The sequence below is a fragment of the bacterium genome (genome assembly GCA_040753085.1).
Lineage (GTDB): Bacteria > UBA9089 > JASEGY01 > JASEGY01 > JASEGY01 > JASEGY01.
In genome coordinates this window covers 1-6162 of record JBFMHI010000163.1, presented here as the reverse complement: position 1 = coordinate 6162, position 6162 = coordinate 1, and the positions used below count along the sequence as shown (strand labels likewise).

Annotated in this window: 5 protein-coding genes; 4 read left to right on the top strand and 1 reads right to left on the bottom strand. The window is 46.5% G+C overall.

Annotation, left to right across the window (positions count from 1 at the left end):
• Positions 1 to 131 precede the first annotated feature (131 nt).
• The gene (locus tag AB1797_12405) at positions 132 to 3383 is read right to left on the bottom strand and encodes an FG-GAP-like repeat-containing protein (protein ID MEW5768400.1); all 3252 of its coding nucleotides are present in this window, start codon (positions 3381 to 3383) and stop codon (positions 132 to 134) included.
• 376 nt (positions 3384 to 3759) lie between these two features.
• Between AB1797_12405 and AB1797_12400 the strand changes: the two genes are divergently transcribed.
• The 4 genes from AB1797_12400 to AB1797_12385 form a co-directional block, all read left to right on the top strand.
• Complete coding sequence (locus AB1797_12400) at positions 3760 to 3927, top strand: type II toxin-antitoxin system RelE/ParE family toxin (protein MEW5768399.1); 168 nt, start codon at positions 3760 to 3762, stop codon at positions 3925 to 3927.
• A gap of 190 nt (positions 3928 to 4117) precedes the next feature.
• On the top strand, positions 4118 to 4645 hold the full coding sequence (locus AB1797_12395) for a helix-turn-helix domain-containing protein (GenBank protein ID MEW5768398.1): 528 nt from the start codon (positions 4118 to 4120) through the stop codon (positions 4643 to 4645).
• A gap of 5 nt (positions 4646 to 4650) precedes the next feature.
• Positions 4651 to 5073 (top strand): PIN domain-containing protein, encoded by a 423-nt coding sequence (locus AB1797_12390; GenBank protein ID MEW5768397.1) that lies wholly within the window; start codon positions 4651 to 4653, stop codon positions 5071 to 5073.
• A gap of 61 nt (positions 5074 to 5134) precedes the next feature.
• Positions 5135 to 6162: lamin tail domain-containing protein (locus AB1797_12385; GenBank protein MEW5768396.1), on the top strand; the 1028-nt coding region annotated here is incomplete at its 3' end.

The window sequence follows — 6162 nt, the reverse complement described above, 5'->3', positions numbered from 1 at the left end:
ATGTCCGTTCCGTAGACGGACAACCACAAGGGTTGTCCCTACAGCCTAAGGACAGACCCGAATCACGGACACGGCTCACGGATTTTCCGTGTTTCATCTGTGTGCATCTGTGGCTGAACGGTTACCTGCGGTTAATGAGTTCTAATTCCCTGCCGGCTCAGATTGCCTCGAAACATCGGCCAAGGCAAGGGATGAGCCTGGCCTTTGGCGCCTTTGGCTCCGACTTCGAGGCAATAAATCTTACTGTCCAGGGCGCCGATAATGACCTCTAAGGTTCCGTCCCCCTCCAGATCACCCAGGGCAGGCGTAGAATGAAAGGCGCCTTCGGCAAATATAGGCCAGCCTGGCAGCAGCGTGGCGTCAGGACTAAAGGCATATATTCGACCGTCTTTAGAAGCCACGACTATTTCAAGGGTTCCATCTCCGTCCAGGTCTCCGACCGTGGGGGAAGAGAGGATATCATCTTTAAGGGCTATTGGCCAGCCAGGGAAGGGTTCGCCGGTGGCTTTGAGAACATAAACCTTATCATCATTGGAACCAACAATGACTTCTAATCTTCCATCATTATCCAGATCGGCCAGGGCGGCTGAAGAACGGATCCAATCACCGGTAGTTACCGGCCAGCCAGGCAGAGTCTCTCCATTGGGTTTAAGGGCGTAGATATTGTTGTCACAGGAACCGACTACTATCTCTAATCTTCCATCACCATCCAGATCACCCGCCGACGGGGAGGCGTAAACAGCCTGCCCGGTTTCTATGGGCCAGCCTATGGCTTGGGTCCCATCGGCATGGAAGGCATAGATATTATTATCGTAAGATCCGATAATAACCTCCAAGCCAGAGACCCTATCCAGATCAGCTAAGGCAGATGAAGAATAAATCGCTCTTCCAGTAGGTATGGGCCACTTTGGAACCACGCTTCCGTCTGACTCAAAGGCATGCACCTTGTAGTCATTAGAGCCGACTACTATCTCTATCTTGCCGTCACCATCAATATCTCCCAGGGTAGGCGATGATCTGAGCCACCGGCCGGTCTCCACCGGCCAGCCCGGGACCGTGCTGCCATCAGGTCTGAAGGCATAGAGTTTGTAATCATCAGAGCCTACCAGGATTTCTATCTTTCCATCATTGTTGATGTCTCCCAGGGCAGGTGATGAGTAAATAGGGCCGGCCGTCTCCACCGGCCAGCCTGGAAGACGGCTGCCATCGGCCTTTAAGGCGTAAAGTTTTTTGTCATTAGAGCCGATAATTACCTCTGTCTGACCATCTCCATCCAGGTCAAACAAAGCAGGTGAAGAATAAATAGGCCCTTCCGTGGTTACTGGCCAGCCATTCTTGATTTTCACCTCTCCTTTGGGAAGGGCAGAAGATACCCGGGGATGACTTATCCTTACCGGTCCGGCGGCATGGACCGAATAGGGCGGATGTTTACCGTCCTCAATAGTAGCATAAATATAGTAATCTCCCTCCGGGATAGAAGAAGTATCCCAGATGTAATTATCTGTTTCATCGTTCTCGGATAGCCCGGTTATGATAGGCCGGCCGTTAAAGCCAGTTTGAGCCTGATCGTAGAAAAGTCCAATTCGGGCGTCATCATCGGGGTCTTTATCCTGCCAGACAATAGTGTAAGAGCGATCTACCGGTTGTCCCCCTTTGGCTGGACCAAGTAAACTTATCCTGGGCGGTTTATTGGTTACATCAGCCACTATTTGGGGCGGATGGACTATTCTTACCGGTCCATCGCTGTAAGTGGAATAGGGTGGGTTTTTATGGTCACTGATGGCCGCATAAAGGAAATACTCCCCCGCTGAGAGTCTGGAAGTGTCCCAGAGGAAACGATCCTCTTCGTTATCTTCGCTTATTCTGTCCTGGATTAGTTGGCCGTCGAATCCGACCTGATCTTGGTCGTAAAAGAGGCTTATTAGGGCATCATCATCGGGATCTTCATCATTCCAGATCAAGACATAGAAAGTATCAGCTTCAGCGCCTGTTCGGGATGGATTAAGAAGCGTTATCCTGGGTGGGGTATTTTTTTTAGTTATTTCTGGCGGTTCCCCGTAAAGCCCGCTGTGTTGCTGGTCATGTCTGAAGTTAGGCCAGGCAAGATGGGCCGGATCATATCTTGCCTCGGTATCGAAACAATAGATATATCCGTCTCTGGAACCTACGACTACCTCAATATCTTCATCTCTATCAAGGTCTCCAAGGCAGACGGAAGAGTCAATCCAGTCACCAGTTATTATATCCCATCCTGGAAGAGGCGTGCCATCGGCTTTATAGGCGTAAAGTCGATAGTCATCGGAACCAACTATTATCTCGGGGAGGCCGTCCTCATCCAGATCACCTAAGGCAGGCGAAGAACCAACATAACCGGAGGTGCTGACCGGCCAGTTAGGCAGAAGGTGGCCCTTGCCATCAATGACATATATCCCGTAATCGTCTGAACCGATGACCACCTCCAGGGATCCATCTCCATTCAAATCCCCTAAGGCCGGTGAGGAGGTGATCATATCATCGGTCTCAAAGGGCCAGCCAGGCAGGGCTGTGCCTTTAGCTGAGAGGGCATAGACCTTGTGATCCTCTGATCCAACGATGACATCCAATTTCCCATCGCCGTCGATGTCCCCCAGGGCAGGCGAAGAGGTGACCCAACCTCCAGTGGTTACCGGCCAACCTGGCAATACCGACCCATCTGCCTTAAAGGCATAAATTCTGTGGTCATGTGAACCCGCTACCACCTCTAAGGAGCCATCTGCATCCAGGTCGCCCAGGGCCGGGGAGGAAGTCACCCAATCTCCGATTTTGGCCGGCCAACCAGTGAGATTATCGCCGTTGTTTTTTAAGGCATAGAGCCTTCCGTCATCAGACCCCACCACAACCTCTAAAAATCCATCCCTATCCAGATCACCCAGGGCCGGCGAAGAAGTAACCTGATCTCCGGTCATTACCGGCCAGCCAGGGATGTTTATCCCCATGTTATTTAAGGCATAGATACTTCCATTAGTAGAGCCAATAATAATTTCCAGCCTTCCATCTCCATCCAGGTCACCCAGCGCCGGCGAGGAAGCTATCTTGCCCCCAATGGCCACCGGCCAACCGGTCAGATTATCTCCCCTTGAGGTTAAAACATAAATTCGACCGTCATCTGAACCAACAATAATTTCATTCTCACCATCCCCATTCAGATCACCCATGAGCGGTGAGGAACGAACCGGACCTCCGGTTTTAACCGGCCAGCCTTCGGGCCTAACCGGATTATCGGACAAGCACGGACTCGCCCCCAGCCCTATCAGACTGAGTAAGATGATGCTTAACCACCGATGGCCCAGATTTAATCGATAGGATTTGCTGGAGAATCCAAAGCTAAATTTTTGGAGAGCCAAATTATTTTCCTCCTCCTTGTCTGATTCCTGGTCGCCTATTTCCAAGTATGGATTATTATACCACAGATGAGGGGTATTTTCAAGTAAAAAAGATATTTTATGGCAGTCCTCATTATAGCCGCCTGAATGCTAACTTTTAGCCTTGACAGAGTCTCAAGTTATATGCTATACTAATTACGATAATGGAGGCCCTCAGAGGGGTTTGTTTGTTTATCCAAAAGACAACCCTGGTGAGGGTTTTTTTATGTCTCAACGATCTCTGTCTGCTCTGCGGTGCCAAACATCCTGGCGGACAACGCCAATGTGGCCGGGTAAAATGAGAATGGCGGTGAGGGGATATTGAAAACTTGACTTGCGTTTGGGGGTATGATATAATGTGACCGCTATTTGTTTCTATAAGAGGGTCTCTGATTTCAGACACCCTATTCCTGATTTTTTCTTTGGGAAAAAGATTGTGCTTACTCATGGATTTGTGAAAAAGACAGATAGACTTCCAGTTAGAGAGGTAGAAAGAGCCGAACGTATAATGGAAGATTTTTTGTAACCGTTCAGCCACGGATGCACACAGATGAAACACGGATTTCCGTGAACCGTGTCCGGGAGTCGTGTCCGTGATTAGGTTGTAGGGACAACCCTTGTGGTTGTCCGCCTATGGAACAGACAGGGATAAGCTCTGTCCCTACAACTCCGCCTTCTGTCCTCTATTATTTATCCGTGCTAATCCGTGTTAATCAGTGGCTGAACGGTTACCTCTAATTTCAGACACCCTATTCCTGTATTTTTTCTTTGGGAAAAAGGAGGAAGAGGTCTTTGCTTCGGTAGCGATTCAAGTGGCTAAGCTTAGAGAAGAAGAGGGGCTAACACGGCAAGAGTTAGGTAAGTTATCGCATCCTTCTCGGCAAACAATCTATAAATTAGAGTGTCCTGGCAACGGCAGTTATTCTTTGAAAACATTACTCAAAATAGCCCATGCTTTAAATAAAGAATTAAAGGTGGAATTTATTGTTAAGGAGGAAGATAAGATTATGCTAAATTACAGAAATAGGCTTTTGAAAGAAGTTCAAGAAATGCCTGATGAAGTCCTGCCCTGGTTTTATAAGATTGTCTATCTATTGAACAGAGAGTTTACTCCATCATCTTCATTAAGGAAAAAAGAGAAACGGGGGTCATTAAAAGGAATCTGGAAGGGTGCCAGGGTTGATGAGGATCTACTGCTTCAAGCAAAAAAGTCTCTTTTTCCTTATGAATACAAGGAGAAATAATAAATATGAATTATACTGGAATACAAGGAGAAATAATAAATATGAATTATACTGCTGATGCCCATTCTTTAGTGTGGTATTTTACGGAAGACCCAAAACTAAGCTCAAAGGCATTGAACGCTTTTGAACAAACTGTAGAGCAAGGAATTATAATAATTCCAGCAGTAGTACTGGCTGAGATTATGTTTATTTCTCAGAAGGGAAGGATTCCCTTGACCTTCAGACAAACACTGGCAAAGATAGAACGGCTTGAAAACTTTGAAATAGCGCCGTTAGATATTGACATTCTTGAAGTTGCCGATACAATTGAAGCTGGTTTAGAAATGCATGATAAACTCATTGTAGCTACTGCACTCTATCTAAATACTTCCCTAATTACAAAACATAAACAGCTTACAGAACTTAAAGTTGTTGAAACCGTGTGGTAAAGTAGATATGAACTCGAAAAGGGAGAATCGAATCTTGGAGAAAGATAAGCCAGGAGGGGGTATGAAAAAAGAAGGGGCCTTTTTATATCCATTATTGGTAGTGGCTATATTTTTATTTTTAGGGTTAAGTCCTGAGATGGTCAGGGCAGGTGTGGTGATTAATGAGGTGATGAATCTTACCAGTGATGATACCAGACTTGAGTTTATTGAGCTATATAATACCGGGCCAGTTACAATTGATATTGTCAACTGGACGTTTAATGATGGAGATGATTCTGATACTATTGATACGGGAGGCGCTCGAGGTCTTAGTATAACAGGATGTATAAATGATACTACATCTATCCCTCCTGGAGGATATGCTGTTATTTTAGACCCCGATTATGGTGCAGGTGATACTTACAGTATTGCAGCAGGAACAATAATATTGACTATCGAAAATGGTAATGTCTTAGGAGGATCACAATTAGCAGTAGATGATCTAATTTCTCTTTTGGATAATTCGGGGAATCCAGTAAGTACTTATGGTGGCTACCCTTCTTTACCCTCAACTGCAGGTCTCTCAGTAGAAAGAAAAAATCCTGATGGCACTGATGTGTTTTGCAATTGGGGTAATAGTAGCAATAGTTCTCCCGGATCTCAGAATTCGATTTATAATTCTGACAGCGCTTCTCCTAATGCCTTCGGACTTATATCACCGGATAATAATACCTGCACTAATGTAGTTTCACCTACTTTTAAATGGCAGGATTCAACCGATGGTGGCTCCGGTCTATGTGGATATGACTTAAAGATTGGCGATGGGTTAAATACACAGACTGTCTTTGTAGACTCATCAAATACCCAGTCCCAACCATCTTCTGATTTGTCGGATGGAGTTACCTACACTTGGTATGTGATAGCCTATGATAATGGCGGAAATACTGCTGCTACTACTGCTAGCCAAATTTGTATCGATACCACTGCCCCGGATACCTTCACCCTCAGCTCACCGGCCGATGAGCATTGCACCAATGTGCAGTTACCGACCTTGACCTGGAATGAGAGCGGTGATGGCGGCTGCGGGCTGCTCCGGTATGAGCTTTACAT